This window comes from Rhizobium sp. BIGb0125, assembly GCF_024810055.1.
Classification (GTDB): Bacteria; Pseudomonadota; Alphaproteobacteria; order Rhizobiales; family Rhizobiaceae; genus Agrobacterium.
In genome coordinates, this window is sequence record NZ_JANUDV010000003.1 from 626,659 (window position 1) to 642,435 (window position 15,777).

20 protein-coding genes and 1 tRNA gene are annotated in these 15,777 nt (G+C 54.1%); 17 read left to right on the top strand and 4 right to left on the bottom strand.

The window, feature by feature from the left end:
• Positions 1-97: 97 nt before the first annotated feature.
• Entirely contained in the window at positions 98-550 is a 453-nt protein-coding gene (locus M2418_RS11355) for a flavin reductase family protein (RefSeq protein WP_259146679.1), read from the bottom strand.
• Positions 551-772: 222 nt separating this feature from the next.
• Here M2418_RS11355 and M2418_RS11360 point away from each other — a divergent pair, with 222 nt between their 5' ends.
• From M2418_RS11360 to M2418_RS11390, 7 genes are all read left to right on the top strand, one after another.
• Positions 773-1,867: an ABC transporter substrate-binding protein gene (locus M2418_RS11360; RefSeq protein WP_259146519.1), complete on the top strand. Its 1,095-nt coding sequence runs from the start codon at positions 773-775 to the stop codon at positions 1,865-1,867.
• A 149-nt stretch (positions 1,868-2,016) separates the two neighbouring features.
• Positions 2,017-2,694 (top strand): ribulose-phosphate 3-epimerase, encoded by a 678-nt coding sequence (rpe, locus tag M2418_RS11365; protein ID WP_259146521.1) that lies wholly within the window; start codon positions 2,017-2,019, stop codon positions 2,692-2,694.
• Complete coding sequence (locus tag M2418_RS11370) at positions 2,691-3,422, top strand: DUF2259 domain-containing protein (protein ID WP_259146523.1); 732 nt, start codon at positions 2,691-2,693, stop codon at positions 3,420-3,422. Before rpe ends, M2418_RS11370 begins: the two co-directional genes overlap by 4 nt.
• Before the next feature lie 24 nt (positions 3,423-3,446).
• Complete coding sequence (locus tag M2418_RS11375) at positions 3,447-3,935, top strand: hypothetical protein (protein ID WP_259146536.1); 489 nt, start codon at positions 3,447-3,449, stop codon at positions 3,933-3,935.
• A 60-nt stretch (positions 3,936-3,995) separates the two neighbouring features.
• Entirely contained in the window at positions 3,996-5,303 is a 1,308-nt protein-coding gene (gene purB / locus M2418_RS11380) for an adenylosuccinate lyase (protein WP_192491254.1), read from the top strand.
• 176 nt (positions 5,304-5,479) lie between these two features.
• On the top strand, positions 5,480-6,052 hold the full coding sequence (locus M2418_RS11385) for an alpha/beta hydrolase (protein ID WP_259146538.1): 573 nt from the start codon (positions 5,480-5,482) through the stop codon (positions 6,050-6,052).
• Positions 6,053-6,130: 78 nt separating this feature from the next.
• A complete protein-coding gene (locus M2418_RS11390) occupies positions 6,131-6,337 on the top strand; it encodes a CsbD family protein (protein ID WP_192491253.1) in 207 nt (68 codons plus the stop codon).
• A 194-nt stretch (positions 6,338-6,531) separates the two neighbouring features.
• Here the strand turns inward: M2418_RS11390 and M2418_RS11395 are convergent, their stop codons facing one another.
• Positions 6,532-6,924: a PAS domain-containing protein gene (locus M2418_RS11395; protein ID WP_250982592.1), complete on the bottom strand. Its 393-nt coding sequence runs from the start codon at positions 6,922-6,924 to the stop codon at positions 6,532-6,534.
• 626 nt (positions 6,925-7,550) lie between these two features.
• On the opposite strand from M2418_RS11395, the gene M2418_RS11400 reads away from it, so the two are divergent.
• From M2418_RS11400 to M2418_RS11425, 6 genes are all read left to right on the top strand, one after another.
• The gene (locus M2418_RS11400; RefSeq protein WP_192491248.1) at positions 7,551-7,760 is read left to right on the top strand and encodes a cold-shock protein; all 210 of its coding nucleotides are present in this window, start codon (positions 7,551-7,553) and stop codon (positions 7,758-7,760) included.
• 109 nt (positions 7,761-7,869) lie between these two features.
• Positions 7,870-8,160, top strand: a complete 291-nt coding sequence (locus M2418_RS11405) for a cold-shock protein (RefSeq protein WP_259146541.1) — start codon at positions 7,870-7,872, stop codon at positions 8,158-8,160.
• 27 nt (positions 8,161-8,187) lie between these two features.
• Positions 8,188-8,424: a 30S ribosomal protein S21 gene (gene rpsU / locus M2418_RS11410; protein ID WP_192491246.1), complete on the top strand. Its 237-nt coding sequence runs from the start codon at positions 8,188-8,190 to the stop codon at positions 8,422-8,424.
• 33 nt (positions 8,425-8,457) lie between these two features.
• Complete coding sequence (locus M2418_RS11415; protein WP_250982594.1) at positions 8,458-8,676, top strand: hypothetical protein; 219 nt, start codon at positions 8,458-8,460, stop codon at positions 8,674-8,676.
• A 466-nt stretch (positions 8,677-9,142) separates the two neighbouring features.
• Positions 9,143-9,478, top strand: a complete 336-nt coding sequence (locus M2418_RS11420; RefSeq protein ID WP_259146543.1) for a GCG_CRPN prefix-to-repeats domain-containing protein — start codon at positions 9,143-9,145, stop codon at positions 9,476-9,478.
• Positions 9,466-9,807, top strand: coding sequence for a hypothetical protein (locus M2418_RS11425; protein WP_259146545.1), 342 nt, complete (start codon positions 9,466-9,468; stop codon positions 9,805-9,807). Before M2418_RS11420 ends, M2418_RS11425 begins: the two co-directional genes overlap by 13 nt.
• Here M2418_RS11425 and M2418_RS11430 read toward each other — a convergent pair.
• Positions 9,808-9,897 (bottom strand) — tRNA-Ser (locus M2418_RS11430). It lies immediately after the preceding gene.
• 572 nt (positions 9,898-10,469) lie between these two features.
• Here M2418_RS11430 and M2418_RS11435 point away from each other — a divergent pair.
• Complete coding sequence (locus M2418_RS11435; RefSeq protein ID WP_259146547.1) at positions 10,470-13,028, top strand: bifunctional diguanylate cyclase/phosphodiesterase; 2,559 nt, start codon at positions 10,470-10,472, stop codon at positions 13,026-13,028.
• 46 nt (positions 13,029-13,074) lie between these two features.
• Here the strand turns inward: M2418_RS11435 and M2418_RS11440 are convergent, their stop codons facing one another.
• The gene (locus M2418_RS11440; protein WP_250982602.1) at positions 13,075-13,386 is read right to left on the bottom strand and encodes a DUF1476 domain-containing protein; all 312 of its coding nucleotides are present in this window, start codon (positions 13,384-13,386) and stop codon (positions 13,075-13,077) included.
• 637 nt (positions 13,387-14,023) lie between these two features.
• On the opposite strand from M2418_RS11440, the gene purC reads away from it, so the two are divergent.
• From purC to purQ, 3 genes are read left to right on the top strand one after another with little or no spacing between them, the layout of a single operon-like run.
• Positions 14,024-14,788: a phosphoribosylaminoimidazolesuccinocarboxamide synthase gene (gene purC, locus M2418_RS11445; RefSeq protein WP_192491236.1), complete on the top strand. Its 765-nt coding sequence runs from the start codon at positions 14,024-14,026 to the stop codon at positions 14,786-14,788.
• 21 nt (positions 14,789-14,809) lie between these two features.
• The gene (purS, locus tag M2418_RS11450) at positions 14,810-15,052 is read left to right on the top strand and encodes a phosphoribosylformylglycinamidine synthase subunit PurS (RefSeq protein ID WP_192491235.1); all 243 of its coding nucleotides are present in this window, start codon (positions 14,810-14,812) and stop codon (positions 15,050-15,052) included.
• A 16-nt stretch (positions 15,053-15,068) separates the two neighbouring features.
• The gene (gene purQ / locus M2418_RS11455) at positions 15,069-15,740 is read left to right on the top strand and encodes a phosphoribosylformylglycinamidine synthase subunit PurQ (protein ID WP_192491234.1); all 672 of its coding nucleotides are present in this window, start codon (positions 15,069-15,071) and stop codon (positions 15,738-15,740) included.
• The last annotated feature ends 37 nt before the right edge of the window (positions 15,741-15,777 follow it).

Below are 15,777 nucleotides of genomic sequence, written 5' to 3' on the forward strand. Positions count from 1 at the left end.
TCTTTAAATTCAGCACCTTATAGAACAGCAAAAAAGTTATGCAGCGAAATTCGCTGCACACATAATGATCACACAATGTTCACATTGACGCCGCAAATCATTGGGAACCGAGGTAATTACGGTTAAAATACAGTAGAGGATCACCCTTTGTGCCGAAGTGAATTGCCTCAACCTGTCCCAAAAGAATCAGGTGCGTCGACATGGGTTTTACATCGACAAGATTACAATCAAACGACACCAGCGCGTCTTCCAGCACCGGTGCACCGGTGGCCAGCGTCATCCATTTCGCCTTTGCGAAACGCTCATCATTTTGCAACCCTCCAAAGCCGGCAAAGGCATCGGACAATGCGCGGTGGCGCAGGCCGAGGCTGTTGAGCGCAAACTTGCCGCTTTGCGCAAAAATCGCATTTTTTTCATTGCCGGAATTCAGGCAGGCCAGCACGGTGGGCGGATTGTCGGATACCGAACACGCCGCCGTAATCGTCACGCCACGCCGCACGCCGCCGTGCTCGGTGGTGATCAACTGGACGTGCCCGGCATATTGCGCCATGGCATCGCGGTAAATATGCGCATCAACGACATTATATACAGTCAAAAGAAACTCCGTGCGTTAAATCCGTCCCCTCGCCCGCAAGGCACACGGACAACCGCGATTATGTAGCCGAACAGTTACATTTTTGAAAATCCCGAACAATTTCCGCCTAAACATTGTTCGCAGCAATATTTTTCCCTTTTTCCGTGCGTCTGACATGTTAAACAACAGCCAATTAATATGGATAAACCGCTTTCAATGCTGACAAGCCGCATTTTATTTCTGGTCGCATCTGTTGCGTTTGCGCATGGCGCAAGTGCCGCGACACTTGGCGTTGTCGCACCACAGGACGGTCCTTATAAAATTCTCGGCGACCAGATCCGCCAGGGTGCCAAGGCCGCAGCTGCGCAGGCTGGGCTCGATGTGGTTGAGATCAATGAGGATTGCACCGACAGTGGCGGCGGTGCCATTGCCGACGGGCTTGTTGCCGCCAAGGTCAGCATTGCCATCGGTTTTCTGTGTTCGGAAACTCTTGCCAGCAGCCTGCCGGCGCTGAAAGAAACCGGCACGCCGGTGATTACCCTTTCCAGCCGCTCGACCATTCTGCTTGAAGATGCTGCCAAAAACAGTTGGCCGGTGTTCCGTCTTGCACCATCAGACACTGCCGAATCCGATCGGCTGGCCGAGGTTATCCTGCGTGATTGGCAGGGGTCACTGTTTGCTCTGGTCGATGATGGCACCATTCATGGCCGCGAGTTGGTGGACCGTATTCGTGCCAAGCTGGAAGAAGCAGGCCTGCAACCAACCCGCATGGAAACGCTGCGCCCGGCGCAGGAACAGCAGGTGGCGCTGGTACGGCGTCTGTCGCGTGCTGGCATCGGCAATGTGTTTATGGCAACCGACCGCAATGATGTCTCGACGGTTGCGCGCGATGCCGCCTCTGAAAACATTGCCCTGACCGTTTTGGGTGGCGATACGCTCAATGCCGCCAATGCGCCGCTTGCGCTCACCGCTGGTACCTTTGCCGTGACGCTGCCTGATTATGCCTCAATGCCTGCAGCCGCAGCCGCGCTTGACATATTGACAGCAGCGGGCGTGACAATTCCTGAAGGTTATACCCTGCCCGCTTTTGCCGCGGTGCAGATTGCCGCCAACGGCATTGGACTGGCCGACCAGCAGAAAAAGCCGGTTCTCGACATATTAAAAGACTCCACCTTCACCACCGCCATTGGCGACGTTGCCTTTAACGAGGCACATGAGTTGAAGAACAATCCTTACAGCCTGCAACAGTGGAATGGTCAGGCCTTTGTGCCGGCCGCACGCGCAGTGCGCTGAGCCTCCACCGCATCGGCAAGTCATCCTCCGCATCAGACGTTGATCTCGGTTGTTCCGCGGCAATGACAATGATATGGCAGCGCATGTGCTCAAATCTCTGAGTGCAAGCCCTTTACCATCGCGTTCATGCACTCTGTCCGGAGCTTTCCATGTCCCTTCCCGTCCGCCTTGCCCCTTCCATTCTTGCAGCCAATTTCGCCAAGCTGGGACAGGAGGTCAGTGATGTCGTTGAAGCTGGTGCGGACTGGATCCATCTGGATGTGATGGACGGCCATTTTGTGCCGAATATTTCCTTTGGTCCCGATGTCATCAAGGCGCTTCGTCCACACACAACTGCGTTTTTTGATTGCCACCTGATGATTGCCCCTGCCGATCCTTATCTGGAAGCCTTTGCCAAGGCCGGCTGTGACGGCATTACCGTGCATGCGGAAGCTGGCGCACATTTGCACCGTTCGCTGCAGACCATCCGGTCGCTCGGCAAAAAGGTCGGTGTTACGCTGAACCCGGCAACGCCTCTTTCCGTGCTGGAAAGCGTCATTGATGATGTCGACCTGATCCTGATCATGAGCGTCAACCCCGGTTTCGGCGGCCAGAAGTTCATTCCGGCCATGCTGGACAAGATCAAGGCTGCCAAGGCGATGATCGGCGCACGTCCGATCGAGCTGGAAGTGGATGGCGGCATTACGGTTGAAACTGCACCGGCCGCCATTGCCGCAGGTGCCAACGTGCTGGTTGCCGGTTCTGCCATTTACAAGGGCGACGGCGTTGAAGATTACCGCAAGACTGTCACCGCCATTCGCCAGGCCGCAGAAAGCGGTCGTGCGTGAAGAAGGCCGGCTTCTTTCTCTCCCTGATGACATCAGGTGCCGCATTTTTTGCGGCCCCGGCCCATGCCGGTGACATCGCCGCCTTCCAGACCATCGGCTTTTCCAAAGACGGCGGCATCTACGCCTTTGAGGAATATGGCGTGCAGGACGGGTCCGGTTTTGCCTATTCCAATATCTATGTCATCGATACCGTCAAAGACACCTATCTCGAGGGCACGCCCATACGGGTGCTGGTGAAGGATGAGGCGGTTGGTGTGGGTGCAGCACGCGCCCAAGCGCTGGAAAAAGCAGCCCCGCTGATTGAACAGCACAGGCTGGCTGACAATCCCGGTCTGCTGGCCGCCTACAACCCGGTCAGCGATGCCAGCGGCAACCCCTACCAGATCAGCTATTACGCTTATGCCGCAGCACCACCCTTTGGTTCACCCTACAGGCTGGGGCTGGAAGAGGTTATACAGCCAGCAGGCGAAAAATGCAGTTCCTGGACCGAGCGCAGTTCCACCTTCAAGCTGAAAATGCTTCTGCAGGATGGCAAGAACAGTGATAGAATTGTCTATGATGAGCAGCGCGCGCCGGAAAGCCGCGGCTGCGTGACCGGCTACCGGCTGGGTGGCGTGGTCACGCATCAGGGTTTTGGCTCCAACCTGCACATGGCACTGGTAACGGTGCTGCAACATGGCTTTGAAGGGCAGAATGGACGCTGGATCGCCGTACCCGTCAGACCATGAGCGGTGCCTTGAAAGGGCAGTCCATTGAAACAGCGGCTTGAACACGCCCTGCCCTCAAAAACCGCAGCACTTGCCGGACCATTCGTCTGGGGGGCTGCGATGGCGCTTTCCTGCGTCATTGGTCTTTATATGCGCCACCGTGGCGAGACCGATCATTTTTGGCAGATCGTGGCGTTTTATTTCGCCGGTGCCTTCATTGCCTTTACGCCTGCCTTGGTACTGGCGCGGTATCTGGCCTTTTCAAAACCGGCCACCGCCCGCTTCTGCGCCTTTGCGCTGTGTCTCTGTCTAGTCACCTATGGCGTTACGGCGCTGCTGTTTGCCCTGCAGTACCGCATTTTTTATGCGCAGTGGCATGAGCCGTTCCTGACACGGATCTGGTTTTTCCAGCAGTTGTTCACCACGCTTGGCGCAACCTACCAGTTCACCATCATCGGCCTTTGGCTGTATTTTCCCGTGGGCATCGTGTGTCTGTTCGTAACCAGTTTCATCCTTTCCCTTCGAATGCGTTGAGATTGGCGTCACACTTTGCTAAACGGGCTGCAAATTCTCACCATATAGAAAGCGGTAGCAATGATCCCTCGCTATTCCCGGCCGGAAATGGTCGCAATCTGGTCGCCGGAAACGAAGTTCCGTATCTGGTTTGAAATCGAAGCCTATGCCTGTGATGCACTGGCCGAGATTGGCGTCATTCCAAAGTCGGCAGCTGAAACAATCTGGGAAAAAGGCGGCAGCGCCACTTTCAATGTTGAGCGCATCGATGAAATCGAAGCCGTTACCAAACATGACGTCATCGCCTTCCTGACGCATCTGGCCGAATTTGTCGGTCCTGACAGCCGCTTCGTGCACCAGGGCATGACCTCTTCCGACGTGCTGGACACCACGCTGAACATTCAGCTGGTTCGCGCAGCAGACATTCTGCTTGCCGGCATGGACCGCGTGTTGGCTGCGCTGAAGACCCGCGCCTTCGAACACAAGGACACGATCCGCATTGGCCGCAGCCACGGCATTCACGCCGAGCCGACCACAATGGGTCTGACCTTTGCCCGTTTCTACGCGGAAATGGACCGTAACCGCACCCGCCTCGTCAACGCCCGTGCAGAAATTGCAACCGGTGCCGTTTCCGGTGCAGTTGGTACCTTTGCCAATATCGATCCGCGCGTTGAAGAACATGTATGCGAAAAGCTGGGCCTGATCCCTGAGCCGGTTTCCACGCAGGTCATTCCGCGTGACCGCCACGCCATGTTCTTTGCAACGCTTGGCGTCATCGCCTCGTCGATTGAAAATGTGGCGATTGAAATCCGCCACATGCAGCGCACCGAAGTTCTGGAAGCCGAAGAGTTCTTCTCGCCGGGCCAGAAGGGTTCGTCGGCCATGCCACACAAGCGCAACCCGGTTTTGACCGAAAACCTGACCGGCCTTGCCCGTCTGGTGCGTATGTCGGTTGTGCCGGCGCTGGAAAACGTTGCCCTGTGGCACGAGCGTGACATCAGCCACTCCAGCGTTGAGCGCGCCATTGGCCCTGATACCACCATCACCCTCGACTTTGCGCTGCATCGTCTGGCCGGCGTTGTCGAAAAGCTGGTGATCTACCCGGAAAACATGCTGAAGAACCTCAACAAGTTCCGTGGCCTCGTGCACTCGCAGCGCGTTCTGCTTGCACTGACACAGGCTGGCGTTTCCCGCGAGGATTCCTACCGCCTCGTGCAGCGCAACGCCATGAAGGTTTGGGAACAGGGCGCAGACTTCCTGGAGGAACTGCTGGGCGATGAAGAAGTGCGCGCAGCGCTTTCCGAAGACGCCATCCGCGAAAAGTTCGACCTCGGCTACCACACGAAACATGTTGATACGATCTTCAACCGTGTGTTCGGCAAGGCCTGATTGAACCGCTAACGCCCGTGTCAGATGCCCGGACCTTGTCCGGGCATTTTCATAATGACGTCAGGTTTGCGGCCCATCGTCAAAACCACGCCGGGCAGCCCGGACAATGTCCACAATCCTCACCGCTATCTTGAATACATCTTGAATACGGTGACATTGATACCAAGATAAGCGCCATGAAAGCATCCGAAGCAGATATCCTCATCGTTCCCGGTTACACCAATTCCGGGCCAGATCACTGGCAATCCCGTTGGCAGCAAAAGCTTGGCAGCGCGCGTCGCGTTGAGCAGGCCGAATGGTCGAAGCCCGTGCGTGAAGACTGGATCAGCAGGCTGGTAGAAGACGTCAATGCCTGCACGAAGCCGGTTGTACTGGTGGCGCATTCGCTTGGCGTACCAACCGTGGTGCATGCCATTCCGGAAATTGGCCACAAGGTTGCCGGCGCATTTCTGGTGGCACCGCCAGATGTGACCAACCCGACCATCCGGCCAAAACACCTTATGACCTTTGGTCCCTACCCGCGCGAACCGTTTCCGTTTCCGGCAATGACCATTGCCAGCCGCAACGATCCGTTCGGCACCTATGAGCATGCTGACGAGATTGCCGCTGCATGGGGCTCACTGCTGGTAGATGCCGGCATGTCCGGCCACATCAACACCGAATCCGGCCACGGCCCATGGCCCGAAGGCACAATGGTTTTTGCCCAGTTTCTCAGCCGTTTGAAGAACCCTGAATCCGGCCAGCATTAAAAACCGGCACTTTTTCCTGAACCATTCTGCGATTCAGGCGTTTCTTCTATGTGTTTAATTATCTTGGAGGAAACGCAAATGGACTGGAACCGTGTTGAAGGAAACTGGAAACAGGTTAAAGGCAAGATCAAGGAACAGTGGGGCAAACTCACTGATGACGACCTTGATCAGATTGCCGGTAAACGTGACCAGCTTGAAGGCAAGTTGCAGGAACGTTACGGCCTCGCCAAGGATCGCGCCAAGACCGATGTAGATGATTGGTATGGCCGCCAGACCTGGCATTGAAAACCACAAGTCCGCAAAGGTTTTGGTTCAAACACCAAGACCATGCCGTCAAAGAGTTCAGCCCCCGTATTCGGGCGGCGCGTAGTTGACGGTAAATAGACGGACGCATGCCTAGACATCAACTCTATGCCTTGAATAACAAAAGCCTAGACGATTGATGATACACTCAAGGCCCCGCTTATGCGGGGCTTTTTTTATGAGGCGATCATATTGGCGGCTGGCAGGCGGTTTGCGGTGATATCCCGCATGGTGCCGATTGACCGGATCGGCACATTGTCTGCGTCCATTATCATGCGGCCGGTCACATGGATCCAGCGCAGCGTGCCATCTGTATTGTTCAGCGGATATTCGGTTTCGAAGTAATCACCGGCAATCAACGCATCATAAATCTCCTTGGCCACCCTCTCCCGGGTGTCCGCATCGATCTTTTGCAAAATGCCCTCAATGGGTACGCCGGCCCTGCCATGGCATGGTAAAAATTCAAAGAAATCTGCACACACATAATCCATCGTGACGAGATTTTCGATTACATCCCACGTGTAATAACCGGTCTTCTCGTCCTGCATTTCAAGCCTTTGCGATGCCACGCCATCCTCCTGCGCGCATATTTCGATTCTAAGCCTACCGGACACAAATTGGTTGAGTAAGGACAGGCACTATAGTTTTTGACTATAATTTTACGGACAGCAATTTGTGGTAGTGGGCTCGTAGGCTCCTAAGGGCACCAATCGCAAAATAGTTCCCAAAAAATCTGAAAAAACTGCCAGTTTTTTGACGTGCCGGAAGATTGGCAAGTTTGAATGCGGCGCCAAGTGGCGCTTCGCTGCGTTTCTCCAGAGTTTAGAGACAGTCGTCCCATATCGTTCGCAACAGCAGTTGCAATGTGTTCGCCAGCAGCACACCAAAGCCTCAAAAATTTTCCAAAACTGGCGCGAAAAATACAACCCAGCGAGAAAAATCGGCGTGAAAAATTAAAAAATCGAAAAATATTTCGATATTTTATCTCTATCCAATCAATGACTTCGGGGTGGTTTTGAACTAAATCGGGTAAGTTGATTGCATAACCTTAGATTTAATCCTATATTGTGTTATCGACCATTGCTTGTGACGCCGGTCCAGAGCTTTTGCTCCCGTCGGATTTCCTCTCAAAATATCGATCCAATCCTGCGAGGTTTCGCAGGAACAACAACGATTGCTATGAAAGGAAATCGTTATGAACACTGGCACCGTAAAGTGGTTCAACGCAACCAAGGGCTTCGGCTTCATTCAGCCTGACGATGGCGCGACCGACGTTTTCGTACACATCTCTGCCGTAGAGCGCGCTGGCCTCAGCTCGCTGACAGACGGTCAGAAGATCCGTTACGAACTCGTTCAGGACCGCCGTTCTGGCAAGAACTCTGCCGATAACCTTCAGGCGGCATAAATTTGTCATTTGCTCCGCCGACCACGGATGTACTGGCGGCATGAGTAGATGACAGTGAGAGGTCGGGTTTGCGCCCGGCCTTTATTTTTTTAAGACATGGGAGATTCTCATGCTGAAAGTTCCCTATCGCTGCGGCGATAAAATCGTCCTCAAAACGCGCACACGCGGCAGTGTCCAACCCCATGGGACTGGCGAAGTCGTTGCAGTGTTGCCCGAAAATCAGGGCGTAATCCGCTACCGGATACGTATTGATGGCGAGAATTTTGACCGCAGTATTGGCCAGGACGACATCGACAACGACGCATCGTCCCGCGGCACTCCGAAGTCCAAGACCCCGACATCCCGCGGCGATACCAACGCCAGCTGGATTGATCTGACTGCGGTCAGAACAAAGAAATAGTCCACCACATACAGATAAGGAGATATTTTGCAGGTCATCGTTAGAGAAAACAACGTGGAACAGGCACTTCGTGTCCTGAAGAAAAAATTGCAGCGCGAAGGCGTTTTCCGCGAAATGCGTGCCCGTAGCGCCTATGAAAAACCGTCCGAAAAAAGAAATCGGGAACAGGCCGAAGCCGTTCGCCGTCACCGCAAACTGCAGCGGAAAAAATTGCAGCGCGAGGGTTTGCTCCCCGCCCCTAAAAAAGCTGTGCACACACGCTGAGCATTGGTTGCCCCTTCACGAAAGGAGGTCGTCATGACGATTAATAAAGAACCAATCTTAAAAACCGGCAGAGCATCTGCACAGGACAAAGCCTCAGCAACAGATCAAGCCGCACGGCAGATCATTGCGACGGATGAAGCCCAACGGGCCAAAAAGACGGAACGCTTGCGCTTGTTGCGCGAGGCACAGGAATCCGCAACGCCTGTAGAGCTGCCCACAGCGACAAAGCGCAAGTCGCGCGCAAAGGCCTGACAAGGTCGTTGATGTGTTGCCTGATGATTGGCGGCTCTAAAAAGACATGACGGGCGCAGCAACTGCGCCTGAACACACAGTAGCGCATCGGGTCACATCAGATACCCGGTCGCTTCTCTCCCCAGAACAAACTCCCCTAGAAAACACAACGCCTTTTGACACTGCCCGCACAGCCGTGTGCTTGAGAAGGTGCGACCGTTGCCAGCAAATGTGAGTGTGATGCCAAGCATCGCGTCGTGTCGCGGTATCGCCGTGTCTTCCCCTGAACGGCATCCTCGTGCGGAGCAAGGCTTGCTCCCTGACCAAGTCAGCCATCGTTCTTGCGAGCATCGCTGCTATTTCAAGCTTGTGTGCGACCCACGCGCGCGCGCGTGGGTCAACGGCGCCCTGAAAACGTCACAGTTCATTCAGCAGCCGTTCACGCGGATGGGAGCTAATCTCAATCACCACACAGGGAGTGTTTGAGATGCGTAAGTTACTTTTAGGTGCAGGTATTATTGTCACCGCATTTATTGGCGGCGGCGCAAATGCGATGCCGATCATGCAGCCATCTGCGCCAGTGGCGTCAATTGTCCAAAAAGTCGACTATGCCTGCGGGCGAGGCTATTACCTGACGCCGCGCGGTTATTGCCGACCCTACGAACCGCGGCGTTACGAGCGCGAATGGGACCGTCGAAGCGATTGGAACCCTCGTCGCGAGTGGCGTGAACACCAAGCCCGTCGCGAGTGGCGCGAGCACAGACGGTGGGAAGAGCGCGATGATTGGCGCCGCGAGCGCGAATATCGCCAGTGGCAATGGTAACCACTGTTAGGCCCGCTTTTTCGGCGGGCCTTTTCTTCTTCCTGGGCAAAAAAGAGCGCCTAGCCATCGATATTCGCAAAAACGAATTCGCGCTTATCTCCTCGCTTATGATGGAAGCAGACCGCGAGGCTCGCATCGAAGCATTTGGCAATGCACTCGAGCAATCGAAACCAGGTATCTCATCGCCATTCCATTACACCCCCACAGCCACCCCCAAAAGCCTCAGATTGGGGCGAACAGGTATGGACAATGACGGACAAGTTACAGCAGGAAAAGCTATATATTATAAGGGATGTTTAGACAGTTGCGAACAGCTTCGGACAACTTAATGGCGGAAGAGGTGGGATTCGAACCCACGGTAGGCTCGCACCTACGCCGGTTTTCAAGACCGGTGCCTTAAACCGCTCGGCCACTCTTCCTTAAGTTCGATCTGGCGGTGGGCCGTCACGCAATGTGACAACAGCACCCAAATCAAGCGGTGGCTGGCTTTATAGCGGTTCGGTTCGCCGCGTCAACGTGCAGAAGCAACTAAAAACACCCGCCCACATAAATAGCGTGCAAAAGCTGAATTGCAACTTTACGCCACCGGTCAATGTGCCATCATGCTGCACCATGCGGGTGCACCGACACAGTTGATTTCAACCCAAGAGACACCCTGCCCTTAATTGTTATTATTTATAACGATTTCAGCGCATTATTTAATTTTATGAAATTAAAAATTTAAATGATATTCAGCGTGCAGCCGTAAGACATCATCGATAAAATGACCGCGCGGCAATTAAGACAGAGTTAAACCAAAACTGGCAGATTGCCCGGATGCAATGATTGCATGAAGCCCAGGATATGAATTTCCAATATCGTTCACCTCCTGCAATGTCTTTGCATATGACTTTGATTGTAAAAGAAAAATCACACAGAGGCTGAAAATCCTTACGGAGCACATCATTCGGCGGTGTGAAAGTGGTGGCAGGTTCGGTTGACAATAAATCGTATGCTGAATGACATTCTGGATGCGCTTCCTCTACCGACCATTCGCGTTAAAACGAATGGAACCGTCCTCTTTTGCAACAAAGTCTGCGGCGATTTTCTGCAGGACCCGGCCACTCTGACAGGCAGCAGTCTCATTGCGCTTGTCCATGCCGACGACCAGGATGCCGTGCGTGATGCGCTGGTAAAGGCGGCCACCGGCAAGCCTACACAGATCGAAGTGCGCCTTGAGCAGGACGGCAGCCCCCTCCACTACGCACTGCTTTCCTTTCGGGACGATCCGTTTCCCGAGGAACCGGCGATCCTCGTGCAGGCCACAGACATTACAGCCCAGAAGCTGCTGGAGCTTGATCTTGCCTCGCGTGAAAGCCGCTGGAACAGCGCGCTGATCAATTCAGAAAGCGGTGTGTGGGACCAGAACATGTCGACTGGCGTGTTTTACGGGTCCGATACATGGCGGTCCATTCGTGGCATGGCACCGGATGACCCGATCGAGACCAATCACGAGCGTTGGCTGGAGCTTATTCACCCCGACGATCGTGACCGCGTGATCTTTTCCATTGAGCGGCAAAATGCCGGCGATCCGGAATTTGCGGTGTTCGAATACCGTGAGAAACACAAGGATGGCCACTGGGTGTGGATCGAGTGCCGTGGTGCGGCTGTCGACCGTGATGCCGATGGCAATCCGATCCGCATCGTCGGTATCGACAATGATATCTCCACCCGCAAGGCGGCTGAATTCGCGCTGGAGAAAATGTCCCGCCGTTTGAAGCTGGCGCTGGAAGCCTCGCACATCGGTGTGTTCGAGGTGGATTTCGAAACACGGCAGACCACCTGGGATGACCGCATGTATTCGATCTTCAATGTATCGAAGGATCAGGACATCGTCATTGATGGTGTCTGGGAAAAGATGGTGCATCCGGAAGACCTGCCACGCGTGCAAAAAAACGTCGAGTTTCACGTTGCAAGATTGACGGCCTTTTCCGACGAATACCGCATCATCATGCCCGACGGAAAACTGCGCTACATCCGCGCAAGAACCTTGCCGTTCATCGACAATTCCGGTCACGCCCGCATGGTTGGGGCCAACTGGGATGTGACGGATGACATTGTTTTACAGCGGGAACTGGAACGCGCCAAGAACCTGGCAGAAGCCAGAAACCTTGAATTAGAAGAAGCCAAAAATAGCATCGAATACAATGCGATGCATGATTATCTTACAGAACTACCTAATCGTCGGTATCTGGATGACACCCTGCGCCGCATGGCGGCGGAATGCGCACGAGATGGTCAGGGCATCGGCATTTTGCATATTGATCTTGACCGTTTCAAACAGGTCAACGACACATTTGGCCACCGAGCTGGCGACATGCTGTTGCAGAATGTGGCACAGCTTCTGCGCAAGAATGTGCGCGGTGCAGATTTTGTGGCCCGCATTGGCGGCGACGAATTTGTGTTCGTCTCTCGCTACACCGGGACCTCCAAGAAGTTCTCCGCCCTTGCCGACCGCCTGATCAAGGAACTGCGCAAACCCATGCACCATGACGGCCACGAATTTCGGTGTGGTGCCAGCATCGGCATTGCCTGTGAAAGCGGGCGGGATATCGACCCCAAGCAGTTGCTGCTCAACGCCGACATAGCGCTCTACAATGCCAAGAAACGTGGCCGTAACCGCTACGACTTCTTCTCGTCGGACACACAGGACATTCTCATCAACACCAAACGTGTGTCGGACGAGATCCTGCTGGGTCTGGAGCGCAGCGAGTTCATTCCCTATTACCAGCTGCAGTTCGACGCCAAGACACTCGACATCATCGGTGCCGAGACACTGGCGCGCTGGAAGCACCCGACCGAAGGCATTTTAACACCGGACCGTTTCCTGGCCATTGCCGAGGATCTGGATGCCGTTACCGCCATTGACGAGATGATGCTGAAAAAGGCAGTCAGCGATTTCAACATTTGGCAGAAGACGGGTTTGCCGATCCCCAAAGTGTCGGTCAACGTGTCCTCACGGCGTCTGCATGATCCGTTGCTGACCAAATCGCTGAAGTCGCTGGATATCAAACCAGGCACAGTGTCATTCGAACTTCTCGAATCCATCTTCCTGGATGATAGCGACCAGACGGTACTGGACAACCTCGCCCGCCTGCGCAAGCTGGGCATTGCCATTGAGGTGGATGACTTTGGAACCGGCCACGCGTCGATCATCAGCCTGTTGCGCATCAGCCCGGATGCACTGAAAATCGATCGGGAGCTGGTGAGGCTTTTGCCGCAGTCCAACGAGCAGCGCAAATTGCTGAGTTCCATCCTGGAAATCGGCCGCTCGCTTAACATCAGAGTCATTGCCGAAGGTGTTGAAACACAAGCACATATTCGCATCCTGCGCGATCTTGGCTGCGATTACCTGCAAGGTTATGCACTGTGCCGCCCGATACCGGCGGAAATGGTTGAAGCTTTTGTAACCGGCCAGTCCTGGCGGCAAGACAACGGCAATGGCAGCGTCCACAACAAGTTCAGTGAAATTCTGGCTGCCAATAAAAAGAAAGCCGGCGACTATCGCTAAGAGTAGATAGTCGCCGGCTCAATTTTTCAATCAATCAACTTGAGGATCAGGCCTGGCTGATCTGCTCGGCTGCTTCAATCAGCAGGCTCTGCATCTTTGCAGTCAATTCACTGTCGCTGACCTTCACGCCTGCCGCGTCGAAATCGCCACGTACCTTGCGGAATACGTCTGCGTCGCCTGCCTCTTCAAAATCGGCAGCGACTACTTCCTTTGCGTAAGCATCAGCATCAGCCTTGCCAAGCAGGCCGGCGGCCCACAGGCCCAGCAGCTTGTTTCTGCGAGCTTCAGCCTTGAATCTCAGTTCCTCATCATGAGCGAACTTGTTTTCGAATGCCTTATCGCGATCACCGAGGGCCATGTCATAATCTCCCAAATCTATTCACATTTACCGAAAGCTGAAAGTTCAGCCTGTTGTCCATAAATCAAAAGCATTACCAGACTGCAATGCAAAGTTTCACGACAGGCCGCGCTGAAACGAAAAGGAAGTATTATCGCCTTTCGCCACACCATGCGGCCTTGCGCAACAGACATGGGAACGGCCAATCTGAAACGCCATACCCCGACATAAATTTATGTTTTCGCCATCCGCACTTTACGTAAGAAAGATCGATTCAACAAAATGGAATTACGCATTGATTCAACATCAATAGTCATTTTTTCTAATTTATGTTAAATTGGCGAAATGGCTTTCGACGCGATAATTCGCAACACACAAATGCGTCGTTTAAAAACAGCTGCGCTGTCGCGAACACGCTTTGCGGCGGCGTCGGCCTTGCCTCATTCACGCGGCAATAACATATATGTATGCCGGACGTGACTATTGCTATATTCATTGAACCAACACCGGACAGAGGAGGTTTCATTCACAAGCGACAACGAATTGACGCGGAGAACCCATCCTACAGATTGTTAAAGTCCATCTTTTCCGATATGGGACCGCTTCAAAGAATGAAACACAACGCCATGCGCATGGCGCCAACACGAGATCTCATATTATGAACCGTCGCCGCCGTATTTACGAAGGCAAGGCAAAGATCCTTTATGAAGGACCAGAGCCAGGTACGCTGATTCAGTTCTTCAAGGACGATGCAACCGCCTTTAACAAGAAAAAACACGAAGTTATCGACGGTAAGGGTGTTCTAAACAACCGTATCTCCGAATACGTGTTTACGCATCTGAACAAGATCGGCATCCCCACCCACTTCATCCGCCGCCTCAACATGCGCGAACAGCTGATCAAGGAAGTGGAAATGATTCCACTCGAGATCGTTGTACGCAACGTTGCTGCCGGTTCGCTGTCCAAGCGTCTGGGCATTGATGAAGGCATCGTGCTGCCACGCTCGATCATCGAATTCTATTACAAGTCGGATGAGCTTGAAGACCCGATGGTGTCTGAAGAGCACATCACCGCTTTTGGCTGGGCCAACCCTGCCGAGCTTGATGACATCATGGCCCTTGCCATTCGCGTCAACGACTTCCTGTCGGGCCTGTTCCTGGGCGTCGGCATCCAGCTCGTCGATTTCAAGATCGAATGCGGCCGCCTTTACGAAGGCGACATGATGCGCATTATCCTGGCCGATGAAATCTCGCCGGACAGCTGCCGTTTGTGGGATATCGAAACCCAGGAAAAAATGGACAAGGACCGGTTCCGTCGCGATATGGGCGGCCTTCTCGAAGCCTATTCCGAAGTGGCTCGCCGCTTGGGCATCATCAATGAAAACGAACCGATCCGCGGCACCGGCCCGGTCCTCGTAAAATAAGCACATCAGGAGAACTATCAGGTGATCAAGGCACGGGTGACTGTTACGCTGAAAAATGGCGTTCTCGATCCACAGGGCAAGGCAATTGAAGGCGCACTGGGAAGCCTCGGCTTCGAAGGCGTTGGACAGGTTCGTCAGGGCAAGGTTTTCGATCTGGAGATCGACAGCACTGATGGAGCCAAGGCAGAGGCCGATATCAAGGCTATGTGCGAAAAGCTCCTCGCAAACACAGTGATCGAAAACTACTCTATCGCTATCCTCTGACAGCAGGAGCCGCTCAATGAAATCGGCAGTCGTTCAGCTTCCCGGCCTCAATCGTGATCGTGACATGATTGCGGCCCTGACAAAAATCTCCGGCAAGGAGCCGATCACCATTTGGCAGACGGAAACGGAAATTCCCGACGTCGACCTGATCGTTATCCCCGGCGGTTTCTCCTATGGTGACTACCTGCGCTGCGGTGCCATTGCGGCCCGTATGCCAGTGATGCGCGCCATTCGCGAAAAGGCAGAAAAAGGCGTCAAGGTTCTTGGCGTGTGCAACGGCTTCCAGATTCTGGTTGAAGCCGAAATGCTGCCGGGCGCGTTGATGCGCAATTCCTCGCTGAAGTTCGTTTGCCGCGAAGTGAAGCTGGAAGTGGTCAACAGCGACACGGATTTCACCCGGGCCTATTCGCAGGGTCAGATCCTGCGTTGCCCGGTTGCCCACCATGATGGCAACTACTTCGCGGAAGCATCCGAGATCGCGTCCATGGAAGACAAGGGCCAGATCGTGTTCCGTTACGCCGAGGGTACCAACCCGAACGGTTCGCTGAACGACATTGCCGGCATCATCAACGAGCGCGGCAATGTTCTCGGCATGATGCCTCATCCGGAAAACCTGATTGAAGCAGCCCATGGCGGCAATGATGGCAGAGGCCTGTTTGCTTCCGCCCTCAACGTTATCGCGGCCTGATTATATCCAGACCATCAAACCGGCACTCAGTGCCGGT